This is a genomic window from Nocardioides terrigena (assembly GCF_003047265.1).
Taxonomy (GTDB): Bacteria; Actinomycetota; Actinomycetes; order Propionibacteriales; family Nocardioidaceae; genus Nocardioides; species Nocardioides terrigena.
In genome coordinates this window covers 537,468-561,518 of the sequence record NZ_PZYY01000002.1, presented here as the reverse complement: position 1 = coordinate 561,518, position 24,051 = coordinate 537,468, and the positions used below count along the sequence as shown (strand labels likewise).

General features: G+C 73.0%; 24 protein-coding genes. 9 read left to right on the top strand and 15 right to left on the bottom strand.

Annotation, left to right across the window (positions count from 1 at the left end; genetic code table 11):
* Positions 1–91: 91 nt before the first annotated feature.
* Positions 92–1,021, bottom strand: coding sequence for an aminoglycoside phosphotransferase family protein (locus DAE25_RS06695; protein WP_107765408.1), 930 nt, complete (start codon positions 1,019–1,021; stop codon positions 92–94).
* Positions 1,022–1,044: 23 nt separating this feature from the next.
* Between DAE25_RS06695 and argS the strand changes: the two genes are divergently transcribed.
* Positions 1,045–2,769, top strand: coding sequence for an arginine--tRNA ligase (gene argS, locus DAE25_RS06690; RefSeq protein WP_107765407.1), 1,725 nt, complete (start codon positions 1,045–1,047; stop codon positions 2,767–2,769).
* Between the two features lie 3 nt (positions 2,770–2,772).
* On the opposite strand, the gene DAE25_RS06685 is transcribed toward argS, so the two are convergent.
* On the bottom strand, positions 2,773–3,150 hold the full coding sequence (locus tag DAE25_RS06685) for a helix-turn-helix domain-containing protein (RefSeq protein ID WP_234410888.1): 378 nt from the start codon (positions 3,148–3,150) through the stop codon (positions 2,773–2,775).
* A gap of 104 nt (positions 3,151–3,254) precedes the next feature.
* Between DAE25_RS06685 and DAE25_RS06680 the strand changes: the two genes are divergently transcribed.
* On the top strand, positions 3,255–4,091 hold the full coding sequence (locus DAE25_RS06680) for an NAD(P)/FAD-dependent oxidoreductase (protein ID WP_107765405.1): 837 nt from the start codon (positions 3,255–3,257) through the stop codon (positions 4,089–4,091).
* Between the two features lie 90 nt (positions 4,092–4,181).
* A complete protein-coding gene (locus tag DAE25_RS06675; RefSeq protein ID WP_159083613.1) occupies positions 4,182–4,712 on the top strand; it encodes a hypothetical protein in 531 nt (176 codons plus the stop codon).
* Between the two features lie 26 nt (positions 4,713–4,738).
* On the opposite strand, the gene DAE25_RS06670 is transcribed toward DAE25_RS06675, so the two are convergent.
* From DAE25_RS06670 to DAE25_RS06660, 3 genes are all read right to left on the bottom strand, one after another.
* Positions 4,739–5,137, bottom strand: coding sequence for a PGPGW domain-containing protein (locus DAE25_RS06670; protein ID WP_107765403.1), 399 nt, complete (start codon positions 5,135–5,137; stop codon positions 4,739–4,741).
* A 79-nt stretch (positions 5,138–5,216) separates the two neighbouring features.
* Positions 5,217–6,008, bottom strand: a complete 792-nt coding sequence (locus DAE25_RS06665; protein ID WP_107765402.1) for a hypothetical protein — start codon at positions 6,006–6,008, stop codon at positions 5,217–5,219.
* 39 nt (positions 6,009–6,047) lie between these two features.
* A complete protein-coding gene (locus tag DAE25_RS06660; RefSeq protein WP_107765401.1) occupies positions 6,048–6,884 on the bottom strand; it encodes a helix-turn-helix domain-containing protein in 837 nt (278 codons plus the stop codon).
* Positions 6,885–6,935: 51 nt separating this feature from the next.
* Between DAE25_RS06660 and DAE25_RS06655 the strand changes: the two genes are divergently transcribed.
* Both DAE25_RS06655 and DAE25_RS06650 read left to right on the top strand, forming a co-directional pair.
* Positions 6,936–7,511 carry a TIGR03086 family metal-binding protein gene (locus DAE25_RS06655; RefSeq protein ID WP_107765400.1) on the top strand — a complete coding sequence of 192 codons (576 nt, stop codon included), beginning with the start codon at positions 6,936–6,938 and terminating at the stop codon, positions 7,509–7,511.
* Positions 7,512–7,549: 38 nt separating this feature from the next.
* Positions 7,550–8,632: a DNA glycosylase AlkZ-like family protein gene (locus DAE25_RS06650; protein ID WP_107765399.1), complete on the top strand. Its 1,083-nt coding sequence runs from the start codon at positions 7,550–7,552 to the stop codon at positions 8,630–8,632.
* Positions 8,633–8,635: 3 nt separating this feature from the next.
* Here DAE25_RS06650 and DAE25_RS06645 read toward each other — a convergent pair whose 3' ends face one another.
* From DAE25_RS06645 to DAE25_RS06625, 5 genes are read right to left on the bottom strand one after another with little or no spacing between them, the layout of a single operon-like run.
* Entirely contained in the window at positions 8,636–9,154 is a 519-nt protein-coding gene (locus DAE25_RS06645) for a HutD/Ves family protein (RefSeq protein WP_107765398.1), read from the bottom strand.
* Entirely contained in the window at positions 9,154–11,073 is a 1,920-nt protein-coding gene (gene lepA, locus DAE25_RS06640; protein WP_107765397.1) for a translation elongation factor 4, read from the bottom strand. The genes DAE25_RS06645 and lepA overlap by 1 nt, the downstream gene beginning before the upstream one ends.
* Positions 11,074–11,103: 30 nt before the next feature.
* Complete coding sequence (locus DAE25_RS06635) at positions 11,104–12,243, bottom strand: RNA polymerase sigma factor (RefSeq protein WP_107765396.1); 1,140 nt, start codon at positions 12,241–12,243, stop codon at positions 11,104–11,106.
* Positions 12,244–12,248: 5 nt separating this feature from the next.
* Positions 12,249–12,662: a YciI family protein gene (locus DAE25_RS06630; RefSeq protein WP_107765395.1), complete on the bottom strand. Its 414-nt coding sequence runs from the start codon at positions 12,660–12,662 to the stop codon at positions 12,249–12,251.
* Between the two features lie 34 nt (positions 12,663–12,696).
* Complete coding sequence (locus DAE25_RS06625; protein WP_107765469.1) at positions 12,697–13,284, bottom strand: GNAT family N-acetyltransferase; 588 nt, start codon at positions 13,282–13,284, stop codon at positions 12,697–12,699.
* A 40-nt stretch (positions 13,285–13,324) separates the two neighbouring features.
* On the opposite strand from DAE25_RS06625, the gene DAE25_RS06620 reads away from it, so the two are divergent.
* The 4 genes from DAE25_RS06620 (at position 13,325) to rpsT (ending at position 16,103) form a co-directional block, all read left to right on the top strand.
* The gene (locus tag DAE25_RS06620; protein WP_107765394.1) at positions 13,325–13,732 is read left to right on the top strand and encodes an SHOCT domain-containing protein; all 408 of its coding nucleotides are present in this window, start codon (positions 13,325–13,327) and stop codon (positions 13,730–13,732) included.
* Positions 13,733–13,750: 18 nt separating this feature from the next.
* A complete protein-coding gene (locus DAE25_RS06615; protein WP_107765393.1) occupies positions 13,751–14,689 on the top strand; it encodes a protein kinase family protein in 939 nt (312 codons plus the stop codon).
* Positions 14,686–15,669 carry a phosphotransferase gene (locus DAE25_RS06610; protein WP_159083612.1) on the top strand — a complete coding sequence of 328 codons (984 nt, stop codon included), beginning with the start codon at positions 14,686–14,688 and terminating at the stop codon, positions 15,667–15,669. Before DAE25_RS06615 ends, DAE25_RS06610 begins: the two co-directional genes overlap by 4 nt.
* A gap of 173 nt (positions 15,670–15,842) precedes the next feature.
* Complete coding sequence (gene rpsT, locus DAE25_RS06605) at positions 15,843–16,103, top strand: 30S ribosomal protein S20 (RefSeq protein WP_056888375.1); 261 nt, start codon at positions 15,843–15,845, stop codon at positions 16,101–16,103.
* A 101-nt stretch (positions 16,104–16,204) separates the two neighbouring features.
* Here the strand turns inward: rpsT and holA are convergent, their stop codons facing one another.
* The 5 genes from holA to leuS all read right to left on the bottom strand — a co-directional run bounded on the left by holA (position 16,205) and on the right by leuS (position 23,914).
* Positions 16,205–17,191 carry a DNA polymerase III subunit delta gene (gene holA, locus DAE25_RS06600; RefSeq protein WP_107765391.1) on the bottom strand — a complete coding sequence of 329 codons (987 nt, stop codon included), beginning with the start codon at positions 17,189–17,191 and terminating at the stop codon, positions 16,205–16,207.
* Positions 17,192–17,203: 12 nt separating this feature from the next.
* Entirely contained in the window at positions 17,204–19,474 is a 2,271-nt protein-coding gene (locus DAE25_RS06595) for a ComEC/Rec2 family competence protein (protein WP_234410887.1), read from the bottom strand.
* Between the two features lie 7 nt (positions 19,475–19,481).
* Positions 19,482–20,390 (bottom strand): ComEA family DNA-binding protein, encoded by a 909-nt coding sequence (locus tag DAE25_RS06590; protein ID WP_107765390.1) that lies wholly within the window; start codon positions 20,388–20,390, stop codon positions 19,482–19,484.
* Between the two features lie 102 nt (positions 20,391–20,492).
* Positions 20,493–21,344: a DegV family protein gene (locus DAE25_RS06585; protein WP_107765389.1), complete on the bottom strand. Its 852-nt coding sequence runs from the start codon at positions 21,342–21,344 to the stop codon at positions 20,493–20,495.
* Positions 21,345–21,439: 95 nt separating this feature from the next.
* Positions 21,440–23,914, bottom strand: coding sequence for a leucine--tRNA ligase (gene leuS, locus DAE25_RS06580; protein WP_107765388.1), 2,475 nt, complete (start codon positions 23,912–23,914; stop codon positions 21,440–21,442).
* Positions 23,915–24,051 lie beyond the last annotated feature (137 nt).

Below are 24,051 nucleotides of genomic sequence, written 5' to 3'. Positions count from 1 at the left end.
ACCTACTCCCTTGATATCCGCCCGCGGGGGCCACGGAGGAGGGCAGATGTGCCCCCGACCGGGCGCCGAAGGTCCCTCCCGTGCGGCGGGCCTACTCCTGGACGGCCTTGGCGATCGCGATGCAGCGGGTGATCCACTCGCGCTCGTCGGCGTCGAGGTCCCGGCCGGCGCGCTCGGCGTCCTCGACCGACCAGTGCGCGTTGAGGACCATCCGGACCACCACCCAGTCGCGGGCCCGGTCCTCGTCGAGCCCGGCGGCGTCGACGACGGTGTGGAAGCGGCGGCGCACCCCGTCGCGCACCGACCCGCCCGCGGCGGTCAGGTCGTCCCAGCGGTTCCAGAGCAGGGGTGCCGGCTCGTAGTGGGGGTCGCCGTCCATCGGCTTGGGGTCGATGGCGAGCCACGGCTCGCGGTCGGCGGCGAGCACGTTGGTGTAGTGCAGGTCGCCGTGGACGAGGGTCCCGGTGCTCGCGTCGTCGGCCACCAGGTCCCGGGAGAGGGCGAGCGCCTGCTCTACCAGCCGGCGCGGGACGGGTGCGTTGCGCGGCATCCGGGCGAGGGCGGCGGCCCACTCCTCGACGTAGGACGTGACGGTGCGCAGCTGCGGCAGGGCCGGGACGTGCAACCGGCCGTAGAGCCCGGCCACGACCTCGCACGCCTCGACGTCCCACAGGTCCCCGAGGTCCTCGGTGTGGAGGCGCTCGAGGAGGAGTGCGCGTCGGTGGGGGTCGGCGCGCAGCAGCGAGACCGCGCCGTCGCCGTGCCAGCGCTGGAGGGCGATCCCCTCGTGCAGGGACTCCTCGTCTCCGTCAAAGCCGACCTTCAGCACCGCCGGTCGTCCGCCGGCCGTGCGCACCGGCTGGGCCAGGGACGCATACCCGTGCATCGGGGCCCCGTCGAGCACCAGCCGCCACTCCTCGACGACCTCCGCGGCGAGCCGCGGGAGACGGTCGAGCCAGGCCACCCAGTCGGGGCCGAGCCGCCGCTGCTCGTCCAGGCCGGGAGGAATGGGGAGCGGCATGCCCGCAACCCTAGGCTTGTCCCATGGCTTCCCCGCGCGACCTCCTCTCCCCCGCCGTCTCCGCCGCGATCGCGCGTGCCCTCGGCCCGGAGTTCGAGGGGACCGACCCGGTGCTGCGACCGAGCCAGTACGCCGACGTCCAGGCCAACGCGGCCCTCGCGCTCGCCAAGCGGGTGGGCGCCTCACCCCGCGACGTGGCCACCCGGGTCGCCGCCGAGCTCGACGACCTGCCCGCCCGGATCGAGATCAGCGGGCCGGGCTTCCTCAACATGACGTACGACGACGCCTGGATCACCGCGCTGCTGGCCGACCTCGCCGCCGACCCGCGGCTCGGGGTCCCGACCCAGCCCGCGCAGGTCGTCCCCATCGACTACAGCGCGCCCAACGTCGCCAAGGAGATGCACGTCGGCCACCTGCGCACGACCGTCGTCGGCGACGCACTGGCCCGCACCCTCGAGCACCTCGGGCACCGGGTCGTGCGGCAGAACCACATCGGCGACTGGGGCACCCCGTTCGGCATGCTCATCGAGCACCTGCTGGCCGTCGGCGAGGACTCCGACGAGGCGCGGCTGCTGGAGAGCGACCCCAACGCGTTCTACCAGGCGGCGCGGGCCGAGTTCGACGGCGACGAGGAGTTCGCGACCCGGGCCCGGGCCCGGGTGGTCGCCCTCCAGGCGGGCGACGAGGAGACGCTGCGCCTGTGGGCCGAGCTGGTGGAGCTGTCCCGCCACTACTTCAACCGGATCTACTCGACGCTCGGCGTGACCCTGACCGACGACGACCTGGCCGGCGAGTCGACGTACAACGCCGACCTGGCCGGGATCTGCGACGAGCTCGAAGCGGCCGGGCTGGCGACGATGAACGACGGCGCGTTGTGCGTCTTCCTCGACGGCTACACCGGCCGGGAGGGCAAGCCGGTGCCGCTCATCATCCGCAAGTCCGACGGGGGCTACGGCTACGCCACCACCGACCTCGCGACCATCCGGCACCGGGTGGAGCGGCTCGGTGCCGACCGCTGCCTCTACGTCATCGGGGCACCGCAGGCGCTGCACCTCGAGATGGTCTGGGAGACAGCACGGCTCGCCGGCTGGCTGCCCGACCACGTCGAGGTCGTGCACGTGAGGATCGGCAACGTCCTCGGCGAGGACCGCAAGATCCTGCGCACCCGCTCCGGCGCCCCGTTGCGGCTGGTGGCGCTGCTCGAGGAGGCCGAGGCCAACGCCCGCCGCGAGATCGACGCCAGCCGCCCCGAGCTCCCCGAGGAGGTGCGCGCCGCGATCGCACCGATGGTCGGCATCGGTGCGGTGAAGTACGCCGACCTGTCGGTGGGCCACGACTCGGAGTACGTCTTCGACCTCGACCGGATGCTCGCCTTCGTCGGCAACACCGGTCCCTACCTGCAGTACGCCACCGCCCGGATCCACTCGATCTTCCGCTCGGCGGGCGTCGAGCCGGCCCCGGAGGCGGCGATCACCCTCGGCGAGCCGGCCGAGCGCGCGCTGGCCCTGCGGCTGCTGGGCTTCGGGACCGTCGTCGCGGAGGTGGGCGACACTCTGGAGCCGCACCGGCTCTGCACCTACCTCTTCGACCTGGCCCAGGACTTCTCGACGTTCTACGAGCACTGCTCGGTGCTCAAGGCCGCGACGCCGGAGCTGCGGGGGTCACGGCTCTCGCTGGCCGCGCTCACCCTCGCCGTGCTCTCCCAGGGGCTCGACCTGCTCGGGATCGAGACCCCCGAGCAGATGTGAGCCTCACGCCGGCGGGTCGAAGGCGGCCACCAGGTCCTTGACGTGGCGCTGGAAGCCGGGGCAGGCGGAGATGTCGTGCGCCCGGCAGCTGAAGGCGTGCTCGGTCATCTCCTTGGAGATCCGCATCTGCTCCATCCGCCGGTCGAGGTCGTCGAGGTGCGCCCGGAGCACCGCGTGCCGCTCGGGGGCACCGGCGTCGAGGAGCACCGCGATCTGGTCGAGGGTCATCCCGGCGTCCTTGCTCCGCTGGATCGCGGCCACCCGCGAGACGTCGTCGAGCACGTAGCGACGACGCCCGGCGCTGTCGCGCGCCGGCTCGAGCAGCCCCACCGACTCCCAGTGCCGCAGCACGTTGGTGGGCAGCGCGAAGCGCTCTGCCACCTCTCCGACGGACCAGCTGCGACCACGACTTGACTTCATCCTGACATGAAGTCACAGGCTGGTCCCACCTGGCAAGCCCGACACCGAGAACCCGTGGGAGAGACATGTACGACGCACTCGTCATCGGAGGCGGCCCCGCCGGCCTCCAGGCCGCCCTGACCCTGGGCCGGATGCACCGGCCCACCCTGCTCCTCGACTCGGGGACCTACCGCAACGCCCCGGTCGACGCCATGCACAACATCGTCACCAACGACGGTCGCGACCCGGCCGAGTTCCGCGCCATCGTCCGCGGCGAGATCGCGGCGTACGACTCCGTGGAGGTGCGCGACCTGGCGGCCGCCTCGGTCGACCGCCGTGACGACGGCACCTTCGCGACGACCCTCGCCGACGGGTCGGTCGTGGAGTCGCGCACCGTGGTCCTGGCGACCGGGCTGCGCGACGTGATGCCGGACGTCCCCGGCTTCGCCGACCAGTGGGGGCGCACGGTCCACATGTGTCCCTTCTGCCACGGCCACGAGCTCAGCGGCCGGCGGGTCGCCATCCAGGACTCCCCCGCCGTCGGGCACCTCGTCGCGATGCTGGGCCCGATCGTCGGCTCGGTGGAGGTGGTCCCGCCGGTGACGTCGGTCGAGATGACGCCGGCCGGCCTGCGCGTCTCGTCGGAGTCGGGCTCGGTCGTCGTGGACGGTCTCTTCGCGCACCCGGCCTACGAGCAGGCGGCACCCTTCGCCGCCCAGCTCGGGCTGGAGATGCGCGAGAGCGGCTGCATCGCCGTCAACCTCTTCGGCCAGACCAGCGTCCCCGGCGTGTACGCCGCCGGCGACCTCGCCCACGTCGCCGACCTGCCGATGCCCATGGCGTCGGTGCTCGCAGCGGCGTACGCCGGGCAGATGGCGGGAGCCTCGGCCCTGCGGGACATGGTGATGCCCGCGTCATCGTGATGCGGTAAAGGGAGGGCATGACGCCCCGCGAGGCGCTCCCACCCATCACCATGGGGTGGACAGGACACCTTCGTGGACACGGGGACGCGCATGGACGCAACGAGGTGGACCCTCCGCGGGTTGTCCCTGGGGATGCTGGGCGTGCTGCTGACGGCGTTGCCGGCGCCGGGGATGGCGGACACCACGGTGTTCGACGACCCCGTCGGGGACTCGACCTCCGTGGACATCTCCCGCGTGCGGGTCGTCCATCGGGACTCGGTGACCGTGCGCGTCCGGTCGGTCGTCCCGCTGGCGGCGGGCCAGGTCTACGCCTTCTGGATCGACACCGGCCCCCGTCCTCGCCCCAACTACCACGTCTCGTTCCGGGCCAACTCGGGCTTCGACGACTCGCTGGGACTCGTGCGTTCGTTCGGTGACCGTCCCACCCGGTTCGTCCGGTGCCGAGGGATGCGGGCTCGCGCCGACATCTTCTCCGACGCTCCGGTGTCGCTCCGGATCCCGCGACGCTGCCTGCAGGACCCGCGCAAGGTCCGGGTCGCCGTGCGTTTCGAGGACGAGACGACGGGCACCACGGACTGGGCGCCGGACCGCCGCACCTTCGGGCCCTGGGTCAGGCGGTAGCCCGCACGCTCGTCGACCTGGGTCCGTCAGACCAATGTGGTCCCGACGAACGTCGAGAACGCCGCGGTGATCCCGGTCGTCGCCACCAGCACGGCCGCCGTGGTGACCACCCCGAGGGCGCGACGGCCGGCGGAGGCGTCCTTCGGGAGCAGCGCGCGGCGCGCCCGGTCGAGGAGACGCCCGCAGGCCACCAGGGCGCGGCGGGCCCAGTCGTACTCCAGCGCAAGCAGGGCCGCACCCAGGGCCATCACGACGAGCCCGGGGCCGGGGAGGACCAGCATGGCGACCCCCGCCAGCACCACGAGCGGGCCGAGCACGCTCACGCCGACCTTGACGACGACGGCACGGACGGGCCCCCGGTGCGCCCACGCCTCGATGCGCGTGAGGAGCTGGTGGGCTCGGGGGGTGAGTGACGTGCTGGTCATGGGTTCTCCCTGTTGGTGCCGACCACCAGTGTGGGTGGTCCGGCTGAGGGGAGTCTGAGGACTGGCCCGCCATGGGGGGTCAGGTCCCGTTGACCGTGTCACCGGCTGCGGACAGGTCGCTCGCGCGGTGGACGCCGTGGGCCTCGAGGCCCGGGGTCGCGAGCAGCTCCTGCACCAGCACGCGCGATCCCCCGACCACGGTGGAGTCGAAGTCGATCTCCGAGGCCACCGCCCACGCACGGTCCTCGGGCCACCACAGGTTGGGGCTGCGCATCGCCCCGGAGGCCCGCCACTGGTCGGCCAGCGCAGGCAGGTCCGCGTCGGTGACCTCACGACCGCCGGGGACGGCCCACGCCCGGCTCCGGCTGGGGAAGGCCATGCCGGCGCACTCGAGCTCGATGCAGGTCTCCGTCAGCCCGGCCACGCTCCCCTCGAAGAGGTGGAGGCTGCGGCCGGGGATCCGGAAGCGTGGCCGGGTGGACCAGGCAGCAGGTTGGCCGCCGTGCCCCTCCCACACCCCCAGCCAGAGGGAGTCCGGCGTCGTGGTGTGCCGGGCCAGCACGTCGCTGAGCAGCGGCAGGGTGACCCGGTCCAGCGACCCGAGCAGCGGCTGGTCGTCGCACTCCCCCGCGATGGCGTGCCACTGCACCTCGCCGTGCACCACCGTCCCGGAGGCTGCTGCGACCTCCGCCCACGAGGCCGCGCCTGCGTCGGGCAGTCCCTGGTCGGGGCGGTGCAGGATCCGGGCGTAGGCCGCGAAGACCGGCGGCACCACGTCGCCCACGCGCCCGCCGAAGCCGGTGAGCGCCTCGACGATCCACGCCGCGGGAGCCAGGTCCTCGACGGGCATGAGCAGCGGGCGGGAGGCCATCGCGGAAGCGTAGACGGATCCGGGCCCGGTCGCCCGGGATCATCCGGACCGCGGCTGGTCCCGCAGGTAGTCCCCCGGCGTCATCCCGGTGACGGTGCGGAAGTCGTGGGTGAAGTGCGCCTGGTCGGCGTAGCCCAGCCGCGCGGCCATGTCGGCCAGGGACGACTCCCCGGCCTTGAGCGCCTCGACCGCGTCGTGCAGCCGCCGGCGCTGGATCAGCCACTTGGGGCTGAGTCCCACGCGCTGCTCGACCAGCCGCTGGAGGCTGCGCTCGGACAGGCCGACGTGTTCGGCCAGGTCGGCGACGCGGGTCACCTCGGGGTGGTCGCGCAGCCACGCGACCAGCTCGTTGACCAGCAGGCCCTGCTCGTCCACCGGGAGGTGGGCCTCCAGCCGCTGCTCGACCGCGGCGATCGCGCGCGCGTGGGCGGCCGGGTCGCGGGCGTCGGGCGCCATCGCCGCCCGCACCTCGGTCGTCAGCGCCTCCGCGTCGAGGCTGCCGACCTCTCCCAGGTCGAGGTGGGCGTCGGTGACCGTGGCCACCGAGCGGCCCAGCAGGAGGCGACCCGCGGCCGGGGTGAGCATCGTGCCGACGGCCCAGCCGTCGCCCTCCAGGGTCACGCTCGACCTCCCCCGCACCACGCCGTACAGACGGGCGTAGGTGTTGCTCACCACGACCAGGCAGACCGGGTGCTGCAGCGTGCTCTGCGTCGAGGGCTCGGGGAGCGACCACACCGGGATCCAGTAGCGGTCCACCAGGTCGACGAGGTGCCGGGACGGCGCGTAGCGGTGGATGGGCGGCGACGGTCGGGTGACGCCGGTGAGGTGGGCACGGTCGACCGGATCGACGGGTCGCGCGCTCCCGGTGGTTGCCATGTGTCGGATTATCACAAGCGCCACCGACAACCGGCCTGCGAGCGTGGGGCCATGACCGAGACAGCGACCAACGCGACAGCCCAGCACTTCACCGACCGCGCCGATGCCTTCGCGGCGATCCTCGAGGCCGCCGACGGGCAGTGGGACGCCCCCACCCCCTGCGAGGGGTGGACCGTGCGGGACGTGGTGGCGCACACGATCGAGACCGAGCGCGACTTCCTGGTCCGGCAGGGATACGAGGTGGGCGGGTCCCCGGACGGGTCCGACCCCGCCGCCGCCTGGCGTGCCCACGCCACCACCGTCGCCGGCGTCCTGGCGCAGGACGGCGTCGCCGAGCGGGAGTACGACGGCTACTTCGGCCGCACGACGATCGCGGCCACCATGGCCGACTTCTACGGCTGGGACCTCGTCGTCCACGGCTCCGATGTCGCCCGGGCCACCGGCCAGGACTGGTCGGTGAGCGAGGCCGAGGCCGCCTCGCTGCACGCCACCGCCGACGGGTGGGGTGACGCGCTCTACTCCGAGGGCGTCTGCGCCGGCGCCGTGCCCGTGCCCGACGACGCGTCCACCACCGACCGCCTGCTCGCGCGGCTGGGTCGCGACCCGGGGTGGCGACCCTCCGCCTGAGGACCGCGACGGTCCGCCTCGCCCCCTAGCGTGGGGTCGTGGCGTACACGTGGGAGGACCTGGCCGGGCTGGCGCTGGCGCGCCAGTTCCCGGAGCGACCGACCGACGTCGCCGGGATGCTCGTCGCCGTCGGGCCGGTCCAGTCCCAGACGGCGCGATCACCCTTCCTCGGCCTCGCGGCACGCTTCCCGGGGGTGACCCGCGAGGCCGTCAGCGCGGCGTACGAAGCAGGGACGGTCGTGCGGGGCAGCACCATCCGCGGCACCGTCCACACCGCCACCCCCGAGCAGTACGCCGCCCTCGGCGCCGTCACCCGCATCGGCCAGCGCACCCTGTGGCAGCGACTCCTGCAGCTCGAGCGGAGCACGCTGGAGGATCTCTGGTCCGACACCGAGGCCTTCGCCGTCGACTGGCGCAGCTCCGACGAGCTGCAGGCGCACCTCCACGACTGGCTGCTCGCGCACGAGGGGCGTGACGAGGTCGCCGGGCAGCAGGTCGGGCGCTACCTCGCCTTCGGCCACGGCGGGCTCGTGCGCCGACCGGTCAACGGGGACTGGGCCGGCCAGGGCGCCCCGGTCTACCGCACCCTGCCGATGGCGGCGGCGACCCCGACCGACGCCGTCCTGCTCCACCTGCGCTGCCACGGACCCGCCTCACGGCACGATCTCGCCTGGTGGTCCGGCCTGGGCCTGCGGGTCGTCGACGAGGTCCTCGACGGGCTCGGCCTCGTCGGCGAGGAGGGACCGGACGGGCGCACGTACGTCGACCTGCCCGAGGCCCCCGCGCCCACGTCCCTCGACGGGGTGCGGCTGCTGCCGGAGTTCGACGCCCTCATGTGCGCCTACGAGCCGACGGCCCGGGAGCGCTTCGCCCGTCCCGACCACCTGCACCGGCTCTGGAGCGGGGCCAACGGGATGGTGCTACCACCGCTGCTGGTCGACGGCCGGATCACGGGCTACTGGCGGGCCACCGGCTCCGCCCGGCGGCGGCCGATGGAGGTGGTCTGGTTCGCCGGCACCCGCCGGCCCCGGCGGGCCGAGCTGGACGCGCCGGTCGCGGCCCTGGAGGCCGGGCTGGGGATCACGGTCACCGACGTGACCCTGACCCGCGAGCACGTGTAGCGGTCAGCTCCGCTGCAGGGTGACGACGGCCAGCGTGCAGCGGCCGGTCACGTCGGCCGGCCCCACGACCAGGTCGTGGGCCGACGCCTCGGCGTCGCCGGCCCGCGCCCGGCCCTGGAGCACCAGCGCGGCCTGGTCCTCGGCCAGCGGGAGCAACGAGGTGCGCCCGAGCTCCAGCACGGTCACGAAGGCGTCCACGGCCGGGTCGGCGATCACGTTGAGCACCCGCACCGGTCCCTCGGGGACGGACGCGACCACCTGGGCGCCGCCGTCGAAGGCGAACGGACGGCGCGGCTCGACCACCTGCTCGACACCGTCGACCACGAGGGCGAGGACCGGGCCGTCGACCACCGTGAGCAGCCGGTGCAGCCCCGGGAAGGTCGAGAACGGTCCGTCCGTGTCGACGCCGGCGAGGCTGATCCGCCACGCGCCGTCGCCAGCCCGCAGCAGCTCGCGCGTCGTACCACCGCCGTTGGCCCAGGGCTGCGGGGCGACGTCGGCGCTGCGGACGATGGAGACCACTACTTCTTCGTCTTCTCCGTCGGCTGCGTGGTCGAGAGCGCGGCCACGAAGGCCTCCGGCGGCACCTCGACGGTGCCGATGTTCTTCATCCGCTTCTTGCCCGCCTTCTGCTTCTCCAGCAGCTTGCGCTTGCGGGTGATGTCACCGCCGTAGCACTTGGCGAGGACGTCCTTGCGGATGGCGCGGATGTTCTCGCGGGCGATGACGCGCGCGCCGATCGCGGCCTGGATCGGCACCTCGAACTGCTGGCGCGGGATGAGGTCCTTGAGCTTGCCGGCCATCATCACGCCATAGGCGTACGCCGCGTCGCGGTGCACGATCGCGGAGAACGCGTCGACGGGCTCGCCCTGGAGGAGAACGTCCACCTTGACCAGGTCGGCGGCCTGCTCGCCGGAACGCTCGTAGTCGAGGGAGGCGTAGCCCTTGGTGCGCGACTTGAGCTGGTCGAAGAAGTCGAAGACGATCTCGCCCATCGGCAGGGTGTAGCGCATCTCGACCCGGTCCTCGGAGAGGTAGTCCATCCCCTGGAGGTTGCCGCGCTTGGTCTGGCACAGCTCCATGATCGTGCCGATGTAGTCGCTGGGGCTGAGGATCGTGGCCTTGACGACCGGCTCGCGGACCTCGGCGATCTTGCCCTCGGGGTATTCGCTCGGGTTGGTCACGACCTGCTCGGAGCCGTCCTCCATCAGCACCTCGTAGACCACGTTGGGCGCGGTCGAGATGAGGTCGAGGTTGAACTCGCGCTCGAGGCGGTCGCGGGTGATCTCCATGTGCAGGAGGCCGAGGAAGCCGATCCGGAAGCCGAAGCCGAGCGCGCCGGAGGTCTCCGGCTCGAAGGTGAGGGCGGCGTCGTTGAGCTGGAGCCGCTCGAGCGCGTCGCGCAGCGTCGGGTAGTCGTCGCCGTCGATCGGGTAGAGGCCCGAGTAGACCATCGGGTTGGGGTGCTTGTAGCCGCCCAGCGCCTCGGTGGCGCCGTGGTGCTGGCTGGTGACGGTGTCACCGACGCGGGACTGGCGGACGTCCTTCACGCCGGTGATGAGGTAGCCCACCTCGCCGACCCCGAGGTCGCCGGCCTTGACTGGCTCGGGGCTGATGACACCGACCTCGAGCATCTCGTGCACGGCTCCGGTCGACATCATCTTGATCCGGTCGCGGTGGGTGAGCTTGCCGTCGATGACCCGGACGTAGGTGACCACGCCGCGGTAGGTGTCGTAGACGGAGTCGAAGATCAGGGCACGCGGGGGCGCGTCGGCGTCTCCCACGGGGGCCGGGGTCTGTCGCACGATCTCGTTGAGCAGACCGGCGACGCCCACACCGGTCTTGGCGCTGACGCGCAGCACGTCCTCCGGCTCGCAGCCGACCAGGCCGGCCAGCTCCGCGGCGTACTTGTCGACCATGGCGCCGGGCAGGTCGATCTTGTTGAGCACCGGGATGATGTGGAGGTCGGCGCCCATGGCGAGGTAGAGGTTGGCGAGCGTCTGCGCCTCGATGCCCTGCGCCGCGTCGACGAGCAGCACGGCGGCCTCGCAGGCCTCGAGGGAGCGCGACACCTCGTAGGTGAAGTCGACGTGGCCGGGGGTGTCGATCATGTTGAGGACGTACTGGCCCGGCTCGGCGGCCTCGTCGTTGTCGTCCGGCACCGTCCAGGGCATCCGGACGGCCTGGCTCTTGATGGTGATGCCGCGCTCGCGCTCGATGTCCATCCGGTCGAGGTACTGCGCCCGCGCAGCGCGCTCGTCGACGACACCGGTCAGCTGCAGCATCCGGTCGGCCAGCGTCGACTTGCCGTGGTCGATGTGGGCGATGATGCAGAAGTTGCGGATGATCGCCGGATCGGTCTGGCCCGGCTGGGGCGCGTTCTTCAGGGACACGGGCGACTTTCTGCGCGACGACGTGAGCGGGTACGACGGTCCCGGCATTCTTCCACGCTGGGCCCGCGCTCCACGAACCTACGACCGCAGCGCCGCCGCACTCCGGGTGAGGTGGTCACGCTCGGGCGCGCTGGTCGCGAGGCCCGCGGCCCGGGCGTACGCCGTCGCCGCGGCGTCGCGGTCGCCGGCCAGCTCGAGCAGGTAGCCGCGCACGGCGTGGTGCTGCGCGGTGCCGCCGGACTCCACCTCGAGGCCCGCGAGCTCGGCGAGGGCCGCCTCCGGCCCCTCGACGTGGCCGAGCGCGACGAGGCGGGACAGCCGGGCGATCGGGTTTCCCGCGAGCGCCACCAGGTCGTCGTACCAGTCGAGGACCTGGGGCCAGTCGGTGTCCTCCCACGACGCGGCGTCGTCGTGCAGCGCCGCGATCGCGGCCTGCATGCGGTACTCCCCCGGCTCCCCGTGCCGCAGCGACTCCTGGAGGATCGCGACTCCCTCGGCAATCTCGGCGGTGTCCCAGCGGGTGCGGTCCTGGCGGTCCAGTGGCACCAGCCGGCCCTCGTCCCAGCGGGCCGCGTCGCGGGCGTGGTGCAGCAACATCAGTGCCAGCAGCCCGCGCACCTCGGGCTCGGGGCTGGCCAGCGTCAGCTGGCGGGTGAGGCGGATGGCCTCGGCGGCCAGGTCGACCTGACCGCGGTGGCCGGTGTGGAACACGAGGTAGAGCACCCGCAGCACGGCGGCGAGGTCGCCCGGCCGGTCGAGCGGGACGTCCCGGATCGTCGCCTTGGCCCGGCTGATCCGCTGCGCCATGGTGGCCTGCGGGACGAGGAAGGCGTCGGCGACCTGCGCGGTCGTGAGGCCACCCACCGCGCGGAGCGCGAGCGCCACCGCGGACGTCGGCGACAGCGACGGGTGGCAGCACAGCGTGAGCAGGAGCAGCGCGTCGTCGGCCTGCTCGGCCGGCCCCGGTGCGGGCTCCTCGGCGTCGGACTCCTCGCGCCGGCGCCGGGCGGTCTCGCTGCGGCGTACGTCGACGAGCCGGCGCTGCGCGACCGTGACCAGCCAGGCACGGGGGTTGGCGGGCGGAGCCTGCGGCCACACCCGGACCGCCTCGACCAGCGCGTCCTGGACGGCGTCCTCGGCCGTCGCGAAGTCGTTGTCGCGACGGACGAGGACCCCGATCACCTGGGGCACCAGCGCCCGCAGCAGCTCCTCGTCCACGCGGGTCAGTCCTCGTCGGGCACGCCGTCGTCCATGACCTGCCGGACCTCGATCCACTCGTGCATCGGTCCGCCGTGCTGGTCGGGACCCGAGGACACGAACGCCGCGATCTCCAGCGCCCGTTCGCGGGACTCGACGTCGACCATGTACCAGCCGGCGGCGAGGTCGCTCGTCTCCGGGTAGGGGCCGTCGGTGGTCACCGGCGGCGCGTCCTTCCCGGCGTACTGGACGTAGACGCGCTCCTCGTGGAGCGCCTGCGCCTCGACCAGCTCGCCGGTCTCCTCGAGCATGCGTCCGCACTCGCGCAGGAACGCCATGTGCGCATCCACTGCCTCGGGCGCCCACCGGTCCATCGGGATGACCTCGTGGTGCTGCTCCGGTCCCCCGCGATAGTGCTTGAGCAACAAGTACCTGGGCATCTGTCTCCTCCTTCGACGGGCCCGTCCGGGCCCTTCACTGGTGGGACGGAGCCGATCGCGCTGCCTCGACATCCGCCGCCGGACCTCCCGGTGCCGTGGGCACCCAGTAGCGGAGCTTGATGCCCCGCCGGTCCTGGAGCACCCCGCCGGCCGCCTCGATGACCCGGGCCGAGGCGACGTTGTCCTCGTCGCAGGTGAGCAGGGCCGAATCGATGCCCAGGGCGTGGGCGTGCGGCAGCACGTCGCGCAGCATCTGCGTCGCGTGGCCGCGGCGCCGGGCGGTGGGCCGCACCTCGTAGCCGATGTGTCCGCCGTACTCACGCAGCCACTCGGTCAGCTCATGACGCACCGAGATCCTCCCGAGGTACTCCCCGCCGTCCACGAGCCACCACGTGCTCTGCGGGACGTGGCCGGTCGGGCGCTCGGAGTCGGGCAACGCGTCGGCGTCGAGGTAGGCGACGAACTCGGCGAACCCCTCCGCGGTGTGCCAGCGGTCGGAGAACAGGTCCATCCAGCGCTTGAGCATCGAGCCGTCCCCGGTGCGCCCCTCGGCGACGAGCTCCTCGACGGCCGTGAGGAACGACAGGTGTACGACGGGGGTCGGGGTGACGAGATCGGGCATGTGCACCATCCAACCCTCTCCCCGCCGCTACTGTCCCGCCATGACGACTCGGGCGACCGACCTGACCCTGCTGGCGGAGGAGAACTTCCCCGCGGACCTGATGCTGCCGGCGGGCGTGCCCGACCTGTTCCTCCTCTTCTTCTTCCTGGTGCTGGTGACCGGGGTCGCCGGCGTGGTGTGGCGGATCCAGGCCGCCCGCTCGATGGCGCGTCGCGCCGGCCTGGACGAGGGCGAGGCCGTGCGGATGGCCCTCACGTCGGAGGACGGGCTCACCGCGACCTACCTCGCCTCGTCACTGCGCGGCCCGTCCGCCGGTGCTCCCGGCCACGACCACGTCGTCCGCGACACCGCCACCCGGCTCCGTGAGCTCGACCGGCTGCTCTCCGAGGGCCTCATCACCCAGGACGAGCACACCTCGCGACGGGCCGGGATCCTCGACGAGGTGTGAGCCGGGGAGGATGTCGCCATGCACCTCGAGCCCGGCGCCTACCCCGCCCCTCCCGGAGCGACCTCGCGACGACTGGAGTGGCCCTTCCTGCCGCCCCACCTGAGGGCGTACGTCGAGCGCCGCTGCGGGTCGCCCGTAGTCGAGGCGATCTCGCAGACCTCGGGCTTCACGCCCGGCTTCGCCTCGGTCCTCGTCTGCGCGGACGGCTCGCGGCACTTCGTGAAGGCGGCATCCGTCAAGGCGCAGCGGCTGTTCGCCGACTCCTACCGCGAGGAGGGCCGCAAGCTGGCCGCGCTGCCCGCCTCGGTGCCGGCCCCACGCCTGCTGTGGATGCTCGACGACGACTGGGTGGTCCTGGGCATCGAGCACGTCGAGGCCACGATGCCGCGCCGGCCCTGGCGGTTTGCCGACCTCGACGCGACGCTGGACGCGCTGGAGGTCGTCGCCGACGAGCTGACCCCCTCGCCGCTGGAGCTCGACACCTTCACGGGCGAGTTCGCATCCTTCCTCGACGGCTGGGCGCACGTCCGGGCCACCCACGACCTGCCGCACCTCGACGAGGCCGAGGTGCTCGCCCGCCGCTATGCCGAGGTGTGCACGGGCGACACCCTCGTGCACTCCGACATCCGCGCCGACAACGTCCTCGTGGACGCCAGCGGGAAGGCCTGGCTGGTCGACTGGAACTGGCCGGTCCTCGGGGCCGCCTGGCTGGACTCCTTCTTCACCCTGATCGGCCCGCGGGGCGACGGCCTCGACGTGGACACCGTGATCTCCTCGCGACGCCTGCTGCGCGACGTACCGGCCGAGTCGCTCGACATCGCCCTGGCCCTGGTCGCGGGCTACTTCCTGTCCGCGTGCGACCAGCCCGTGCCGCCGACCTCGCCCCACCTCCGTGATCACCAGCGGTGGCAGGGTCAGGTCTGCTGGGACTGGCTGGCCGAGCGCCGCGGCTGGTGAGCGCTCCGCGCGCCGTCGGGGTGCGGGCGGCGTACCCCACGATTCCTCGGCACGTGCGCGCCTGGGTCGACTCCACCCTCGCCTCGCCCGTCGTGGAGACGCACGAGCAGGTGGGTGGGATGTCGCCCGGGTGCGCCACCCGTCTCGTCTGCGCCGACGGGACACGAGCCTTCGTCAAGGCCGTCGGCACCGAGCTGAATCCGCACACCCCGGTGCTGTTCCGCCGCGAGGTGCTGGCGCTCGAGCTGCTGGGACGGCACCCGTTGTGGGCGGGCCTGATCGCGTCGTACGACGACGGCGACTGGGTTGCGCTGCTGCTCGAGGACGTCGAGGGGTCGCACCCCGACCTGTCCCTCGACGAGGAGATGGAACGCCTCGTCGAGCAGACGGACGAGCTCTCGGCCACGATGAACGCCCGCGTGACGTCCCTGCCCCCACCGACACCCGGTGACGGCGGGCACGCGCTCTACCGACCGGGACCCACGGACTTCGCGACCGTGGCCCGCGGTTGGGTGGGTGTCTTCGACCGCCTGCACGAGATCCCACCCGACCTGCTGCCGCGCTGGGTGCTCGACCGGATCGACCCGCTGCGGGAGGGGGTGTCCATGCTCCTCGCCGAGGCCACGGACACCGTCGTGCACGTCGACATCCGCAACGACAACCTGATCCAGCGGCCGACGGGCGAGCTGGTCTTCCTCGACTGGGGTGCCTTCGGGCGCGGCCCCGTCTGGCTGGACCCGCTGGTCGCGCGCCTCGAGCGCGTGGACAGCCCGTGGTTCGACAGGTCGCTGACCTCCTCGCCCGCGCTGCGGGCCGCCGGTGACGAGGTGGTCACCGCCTGGCTGGTCGGGATGGGGACGATCCTGGCCTGGCGGGCGCACAGCGCGGTCGACGTCAACCTGCCCACCCTCGCGGACTTCCGGCGGAGGGAGTCGGCCCGGTTCCTCGGTGCTGCTGCCCGTAGACTGGGGCTCGCCTGACGAGGGGTCGTGCGGTCGCCGTACGCGATTTGGGCGCTCCCGCGCGCGAGCGGTAGTGTCTCCCCTTGCATGTCCGGCGCCGCCGCTCACCTCGGGTTCCCTCCCGTCGAGGGCAGTCGGCAGCCGACACACGAGGCTTTCCCTGACCAGCACGAGCGAGCAAAGGTTCACCTGTGGCCAACATCAAGTCCCAGATCAAGCGCAACAAGCAGAACGAGAAGGCTCACGAGCGCAACAAGGCCGTGAAGACCGGTCTCAAGTCCGCCGTGCGCAAGTTCCGCGAGGCCGCCGAGGCCGGCGACAAGGATGCAGCCGTCGCTGCGGGCGCCGTGGCGGCCCGCAAGCTCGACAAGGCCGCCTCCAAGGGCGTCATCCACAAGAACCAGGCGGCCAACCGCAAGTCGTCCATCATGAAGAAGGCCGCCTCGCTCTGAGGTGACCCGCTCTGCTCGACCCGTCAGGTGACACCTGGCGGGTCGAACTCATTTGGCGACCGGGCACGTCCTGGCCGCTGGCCACGTGCCCTGCAGAGGCCCTAGCGGGGGGTGCGCAGCCTCGTGACCGTGAGGACCAACCGCTCCAGCGTGTAGGACGCGTCGTGGGCCTGGCCCTTGATGTCCGCGTCGGCGGTCGCGACGGCGCGCAGCGCGGTGGCGATCGCGTCGGGGGTCCACGAGCGGGACTGGTCCCGGACCTGCTTGACCTTCCACGGTGGCACGCCGAGGTCGCGAGCCAGGTCGTTGTCGCGGGCACCCCGAGCGGCACCGAGGTAGCGGGCGATGCTGCGCGCCGAGCTGGCCATCGCCGAGGTGATCAGGACGGTGGCCGTGCCCCCGTCGAGCGCCCAGCGCAGCTCCTCGAGGGCGACCTCGCGGCGGCCGGAGAAGGCGGCGTCGGCGACGGCGAAGGACGTCGCCTCGGCCCGCCCCCCGAAGTAGCGCTTGACCTTGTCGACGGAGATCGGCTCGCCCGGGAAGTCGTTGGTCAGCTGGTGGGCAGCGGCCGCGAGGGAGCGTAGGTCCTGGCCCACGGCGGTCACGAGGAAGGCCGAGGCGTCCTGGGCGATCCGGGCGCCGTGGGCGGCGAACTCGGACGTCACGAAGCCGGTGAGGTCACCCCGCTTGATCTCCTCCGACTTGACCTCGGTCACCGCCGAGAGCTTGCGCAGCTTGGTGAGGACCCCGCTGCCCTTGGGCCCGCCGCCGTGGACCAGCACGAGGGAGATGTCGTCGGCGGGCGCCGCGGCGTAGTCCAGCAGGCCGTCGACCGACTCGTCGGGGAGGTTCTCCAGGCCGCGGACGACCACGCAGCGGGTGGTGGAGAACAGGGAGGGTGCGGCCATCTCGCCGAGGGTGGCCAGCGTCAGGTCGGACGCGGTGGCCTCGCCGATCTCGGCCTCCGCGTCGTGCGAGCGCACCGCGTCGCGGACCGAGACGACCGTGCGCTCGCTGAGGTACTCCTCCTTGCCCGTCACGAGGATGACGCGACCGAGGACCTGCGCGGCGGTGGGGGTGCGACTCATGGTGGGCCCACCCTAGTCGCGGGCACGGACACCCAGCGCACCGTCGTCGAGGGTCACGAGCACGTCACCGTCGAGGTCGGTACGACGCACCTGCGCCCCCGTGGCGGTGAGCGCGGCCAGCAGGTCGGCGGAGGGGTGGCCGTAGTCGTTGTCGGCGCCCACCGACACCAGGGCCAGCCGGGCGCGCAGCCCCAGCAGGAGGTCGAGGTCCTGGTGCCTGGACCCGTGGTGCGGGACCTTGAGCACGTCGACCTCGACGCCGGCGAGCACCCGCTCCAGCGCCGCCTGTGCGGGCGGCTCCACGTCCCCGGTCAGCAGCACCCGCACGCCCTCGACCTCCACGAGCAGCACCACGCTGGCGTCGTTGGCAGCGCTCCCCTCCCCCTCCTCCCCCGGCACCGTCCCGGCGACCGAGGCCGGCCAGACCGTCTGCACCGTGGCCTCGCCCACGCGTCGGGTGAGGCCGTACGTCGCCACCACCGGTCGCAGCCCGGCCACCGCCGTCTCCCGCTGGACCAGGTCCACCCCGGAGGCCGGGTCCGGGAGGCCGGTGACCACCACCTCCCCGACCTCGCGGTCCTCGAGCACCCCGGCCAGGCCACCGACGTGGTCGTCGTGGAAGTGGGTGAGCACGACGAGCGGCACCGTGGTGATCTCGAGGCGGCGCAGGCACTCGTCGATGAGCACCGGGTCCGGGCCGGCGTCCACGACGATCCCGGCCCCGGGACCGGCGCGGACCACCAGGCCGTCGCCCTGCCCGACGTCGCACATCGCCAGCACCCATCCCTCCGGGGGCCAGCCGGGCGACGGCGGTCGGGTCAGGACCGTGACGACGAGCAGCACCGAGCAGCCGATCCCGGCACTCCGGTGCCGCAGGACGCGGGGCGCGACCGCCACCATGGCCACGCACGCCACGGTGACCGCGACCAGGGCGAGCGGCCCGGTGCCCCAGCTGATCGATGCGGTCGGCAGGGCCGCCCCGCGCTGGGCCACGACCACGATCCAGCCCACCGACCACGCGGCGGGTGCGGCGACGACCTGGCCGAGCGGCGTCCACACGAGGCCGACCAGGCCACCGGCCAGCCCGAGCACGGTCGCCGGCGCGATCGCGGGGGCGGCCAGCAGGTTGGCGACCACGGCCACCAGGCTGATCTCGCCGGAGAGCGCGGTGACCACCGGGGTGCAGGCGACCTGGGCGGCCAGCGGCACGGACACCGCCTCGGCCGCCCACCGGGGCAGCCATGCCATGAGGGCGTCGCGCCAGGCCGGGGCCAGGAACAGGATGCCGCCGGTCGCCAGCACCGAGAGGGCGAAACCGGCGGACACGGCCAGGTCGGGGACCACCAGCAGCAGTCCCAGGACGGCCACGCCGAGGCACCGCGAGCCGCGCTCGCGCCCGTTGGTGCCCATGCCGACCAGCGCCACCGTGCCCATCGCCGCCGCGCGCACCACGCTCGGCTCGGTGCGGGCGATGAGCACGAAGCCGACGATGCCGACCGCCGCCACGGCGTACGTCCAGTGGCCACGCACCCCCAGCCAGCGGGCCACGACGAGCATGAACCCGACCAGCAGCGTCAGGTTGGTGCCGCTCACCGCGAGCAGGTGGGTCAACCCGGTGGTGCGGAAGTCGTCGGCGAGTGCGGGGTCCAGCCCGCTGTCGTCACCCACGACCAGGGCCGGCACGAGCTCGCGCGGGTGCTCGGCGCGGGGCGCGACGGACTCCCGGATCGAGTGCCGGACCGCGGCCGCCGCCCGCCACCACGGGTCCGGGCCCTCGACGACCTCGGGGCGACCGCGCACGCTCAACAGCGCGGCCACCCCGTCGTCCGCCGGGCCGAGCCGTCCGGACACACGGACCCGCTCGCCGAGGGCGACGTCGCGCCACTCCTCGTCCGCGAGCAGCACCACCGGGCTGCGGACGTCGTACGCCGCGCCGCGGCCCGCGACCCGGCGCACGTCGCCCCGCACCACCACGACGTCCCCGAAGCGTCCGCGGCTGACGCGCGGGTCGCTGGTGATCGTCACCTCGGCGGTGACGACGGCGCGCTCCGAGGCCAGGTCGTGCACCGGTCCGCCGGTGATCCCGCCGGCGTGCAGCAGGGCGACGCCCGCCACCGCGGCGGCCGCGACGGCCGCCCCCACTGCCGCCGCCTGCTTGCTGACCACGGCCCCGAGCAGCACCGTCGCGACCAGCGCGATCGAGGCCCACGCCGGCAGCACCGCGGCCGCGATCCCCCCGAGCCACGCCCCCGCCCCGAGCATCGGGGTCCGGAGGTCGCGCACCCCGGACTCAGATCGTCACGTGCGGCGCGATCTGCGCCAGCGTGGCATCACCGATCCCGTCCACCTCGAGGAGCTCCTCGACGGCCGAGAAGCCGCCGTGCTGGTCACGCCAGCTGATGATCGCCCCGGCCGTCACCGGTCCGACCCCCGGCAGCGTCTCGAGCGTGGGCGGGTCCGCGGTGTTGAGGTTGACCAACGCGCCGGCGGTCGTGGCGGAGCCCGGGTCGCCGACCGTCGCCGGCACGCCCGCAGGCGCGGTCACCCCCACCAGGATCTGCTCGCCGTCGACCAGCGGGCGGGCGAGGTTGAGCGAGGTGAGGTCCACCCCTCGTCGAGCCCCACCCGCCGCCTCGAGCGCGTCGACCACGCGCGATCCAGGCGGCAGCACCGCGATCCCGGGGCGGCGGACCTTGCCCGCCACGTCGACCGTGAGGTCCTCGGCGGTGGAGTCTGCGACGCCCCCCGACGTCGCAGACTCCACCGCGGAGGAGCCGGTGCTGGTCACCCCGGATCCGGCCGCCGCCGCCGATCCGTCGACCGCGGGCACGTCGGCCAACGGCTCCGAGACCGGCGTCAGCGGGGCGACCGGGACCGGCTCGGCCTGGCTCCGCACGGCCAGCCAGGCGGTGATCCCGACGCCGAGCGCGACCACCACCGCCACCACGGCGAGGTGGGCGTGCGTCAGCCGCACCCGGTCGGCCAGCCGGCGCGAGGCATGCCGACCCGGCACCGGGACCACCGGCACCTCGGCCGCGTCGTCCCAGGGCAGGGACTCCGCGACGGCCTCCTGGCGGATCCGGGTGTGCTGGTGACCCACCACGGGGTCGCCCCGCACCGAGGCCAGCTCGGCGCTCAGCGTCGCCAGGCGCCGCGAGACGGCCTCGACGTGCTCGGGTGTGGGTGGGCGGCGTCGCATGCATCGAACCTAGGAAGCAGCGCGGCCGGCCGCCACCGGCGTCCGAGACCTGTGGAAAACCACCCCGGCGCAGCAGCGCCGGGACGACAGGTGGCCCGTCCCTCAGCGGGGCGCGACGCAGACCGCGACCATGCCGGGCCCGACGTGGGCACCCAGCACGGCACCGAGCTCGCCGCACCACACCTCGCGGCCCTCGAGCTGGTCCGCCAGTCGCACCGACAGCTTGTCCGCGAGGGCGCCGGCCCGCTCGGGGTTGGCGAGGTGGGCGACGCAGACGTCGACGGACGACTCCCCCGCGGCCTCGACCGCGAGGTCCTCCAGCCGGCTGAGCGCACGGGCGGCGGTCCGCACCCGCTCGAGGTTGGCCACCTTGCCGTCCTCGATGCAGAGCAGCGGCTTGACCGCGAGGGCACCGCCGAGGATCGCGGCGGCGGCCCCGATCCGGCCGCCACGGCGCAGGTACTCCAGCGTGTCGACGTAGAAGAGCGACGACGCCGCGGCCGCCCGATGCCGGGCCACGTCGGCCGCCTCCACGGCAGAGGCCCCGGCACGGAGCGCCTCCACCGCCGAGAGGGCGGCGAAGCCCGTCGCCACGCCCACCTGGCGTGAGTCGACGCAGTGCACGGGTACGTCGACCTGCTGCGCGGCGAGCTGCGCCGACTCGAAGGTCCCGCTCATCTCCCCCGACAGGTGGATGGACACGATCTCGTCGGCCCCGTCCCGCGCCAACCGCTCGTAGACCTCGACGAGGGCGGCCGGCGAGGGCCGCGACGTGCTCACCGGGACGAAGTCGCGCAGCGCCTGCGCCACGACCTCCGGGGTCGCCCCCTCCGAGCCCTCGTCGTGCACCTGGGCACCGATGACGACCTGTAGCGGCACCACCACGATGCCCTGCTCCTCGGCGAGGTCGGCAGGGAGGGTGGCGGTCGAGTCGGTGACCACGACGACGGACATGGCGGAAGGCTAGTGGGTGAGCAGCGTCGCGCCCTCAGACGACGCGGGGTCGGTCGCTTCGCAGCTCGCCCGCTCGTCCCTCGCGCGCTCACGCATCAGACGACGATGTTGACCAGCTTGGGCGCCCGCACGACCACCTTGCGGACCGGACGCCCGTCGATGGCGCGTACGACGCCCGCGTCGGCCATCGCAGCCGCCTCCAGGTCCGCCTCGCTGATGTCCGGCGAGACCTCCAGGCGTGCCCTCACCTTGCCCTGGATCTGGACGACGGCGATCACCGAGTCCTCGACCAGCAGCGCCTCGTCGACGACCGGCCAGCCGACGCGGGCGACGGTGGGCTGGTGGCCCAGCCGCTCCCACATCTCCTCGGCGGTGTAGGGCGCGACCAGCGACAGCAGGATCGCGACCGCCTCGACGGCCTCGCGGACCGCCGGGTCGGAGCCGCCCGGACCGGAGTCGATCGCCTTGCGGGTGGCGTTCACCAGCTCCATCGTGCGCGCGACCATGACGTTGAAGCGGTGGCTCTCGACCAGGGTCTCGGCCTCGTGCAGCGTCTTGTGGGTGACCTTGCGCAGGGCGGTGTCACCGGCGGACGGGTCGACCCCCGGCTCGCTGGTGACGTCGCCGCTCAGCCGCCAGGCACGCTGCAGGAAGCGCACCGAGCCACCGGGCGAGACGTCCGCCCAGTCGATGTTGTCCTCCGGCGGGCTCGCGAAGACCAGGGTCAGGCGCACGGCGTCGACCCCGAACTCCTCCAGCTGGTCGCCCAGGCTGACGCCGTTGCCCAGCGACTTGCTCATCTTGCGGCCGTTGTTGATGACCTTGCCCTGGGACAGGTACGACGAGAACGGCTCGTCCCAGCTGACCAGGCCCATGTCGCGCAGCGCCTTGGTGAAGAAGCGCGCGTACAGCAGGTGCAGCACGGCGTGCTCGTCGCCACCGACGTACAGGTCGACGGGACCCCACGCGTCGGCCAGGCCCTTGTCGAAGGCCTGGGTGTCGTCGTGCGGGGAGACGTAGCGGAAGAAGTACCAGGACGAGTCCACGAAGGTGTCCATGGTGTCGGTGTCCCGCTTGGCCGGTCCGCCACAGGTCGGGCACGCGACGTCGACCCACTCGGCCGCGCCACCCAGGGGCGAGGTGCCCTTGGGCTTCAGGTCGGCGCCGCGCAGCTCGGGCAGCTCGACGGGCAGCTGGTCCTCGGGGACCGGCACCTCGCCGTCGACCGGGCAGTGGATGATCGGGATGGGCGCGCCCCAGTAGCGCTGGCGCGACAGCAGCCAGTCGCGCAGCCGGAAGTTCACCGTGCCGCGGCCCAGGCCTTGCTCCTCCAGGAACGCGATGGTCGTGGACTTGGCCTCGGCCACCGCCAGCCCGTTGATGTCCAGCGGCGCCGACTCGCCCTCGGCCGGGGAGTTGATCGCCGGCCCCTCGCCGGAGAAGGCCTCGCCCTCGAAGTCCGCGGGCGGCTGGGTGGTCCGGACGATGGGCAGGCCCATCACGGTGGCGAACTCCCAGTCGCGCTGGTCGCCGCCGGGCACGCCCATGACCGCGCCGGTGCCGTAGTCGGCCAGCACGTAGTCCGTCGCCCACACCGGCATCTGCTGGCCGGTCACCGGGTTGGTGGCGGTCACGCCCAGGTCGACGCCGGTCTTGGGGCGGGCGGTGGACAGCCGCTCGATCTCGGTCTCCTTGCGGACCTCCTCGCGGTAGGCCTCGAACTCAGTCCGGCGCTCGTCGGTCACCAGGTCGGAGGCCAGCGCGGAGTCGACGGCGACGACCATGAAGGTCGTGCCGAAGATCGTGTCGGGTCGTGTCGTGTAGACGGTGATCGGCTCCTCGCGGCCCGCAACGACGAAGTCGACGTGGGCGCCCTCGGAGCGTCCGATCCAGTGGCGCTGGGAGTTGACGACCTTGTCCGACCAGGTCGGCTGCAGGTCGTCCAGGCAGTCCAGCAGCTCCTGCGCGTACGCCGTCGTGCGGAAGTACCACTGGGTCAGCTCACGCTTGGTGACCTCGGCCCCACAGCGCTCACAGGTGCCGTCGACGACCTGCTCGTTGGCCAGCACGGTCTGGTCGTTGGGGCACCAGTTGACGGGGCTGTTCTTGCGGTAGGCCAACCCCTTCTCGTGGAACTTCAGGAACAGCCACTGGGTCCACTTGTAGTACGACGGGTCCGAGGTGTTGAACCGGCGCGACCAGTCGAAGCTCACGCCGTACCGCTGGAAGGACTCCAGCTGGGTGGCGATGTTGCCGTAGGTGTAGTCGGCCGGGTGCGCGTCGTTGCGGATCGCGGCGTTCTCGGCGGGCAGTCCGAAGGAGTCCCAGCCCATCGGGTTCAGTACCTCGTAGCCCTTCTGCCACCAGTAGCGCGCGACGACGTCGTGCAGGGCGGTCACCTCGGCGTGGCCCATGTGCAGGTCGCCGCTGGGGTAGGGGAACATCGTGAGCGCGTACTTCTTCTCGCGCGGGCTGTCGTCGTCGGCCCGGAAGGGCTGCAGGTCGTCCCAGACCGCCCGCCACTTGGTCTCGGTGGCCGCGGTGTCGTAGGTCTCGCGCTCGTCGCTCATCGTCGTCTTCCTTCGTGTGGCCGTGCTCCGGACATGAAAAAACCCCTCGCAGGGAGGGGTGGCCGCGCGACTCGTGGAGTCAGCGCGGCTGGCCAAGAAGCAGGGACTGCGTGCACATGTCGACCATGCTAGCGCCG